Source organism: Streptomyces monashensis, assembly GCF_001866665.1.
In the GTDB taxonomy this organism is placed as follows: Bacteria; Actinomycetota; Actinomycetes; order Streptomycetales; family Streptomycetaceae; genus Streptomyces; species Streptomyces monashensis.
Window position 1 is genome coordinate 1 of sequence record NZ_MLYO01000104.1, and the last position, 256, is coordinate 256.

A 256-nucleotide genomic window follows, 5' to 3' on the forward strand; every position below is an offset into this window, starting at 1 on the left:
CCGGCAGGGTCGGTGTCTCCGGTGACCCCGGCAAGGTTGTGTGGGTGTTCCCGGGCCAGGGTTCGCAGTGGGTGGGTATGGGCCGGGAGTTGTTGGATTCGTCTGCGGTGTTCGCGGAGCGGATCGGGGAGTGTGCGGTTGCGCTGGAGCGGTGGGTGGACTGGTCGCTGGTCGAGGTGTTGCGTGGGGAGGCTGCTCCGGAGTTGTTGGAGCGGGTGGATGTGGTGCAGCCGGCGAGTTTCGCGGTGATGGTGGG

1 protein-coding gene is annotated in these 256 nt (G+C 67.6%); it reads left to right on the forward strand.

Annotation, left to right across the window (positions count from 1 at the left end; all coding sequences use genetic code 11):
- Positions 1-44 precede the first annotated feature (44 nt).
- Positions 45-256, forward strand: a 212-nt coding sequence (locus BIV23_RS42200) for an acyltransferase domain-containing protein (RefSeq protein ID WP_425443583.1), incomplete at its 3' end; no start/stop codon positions are given.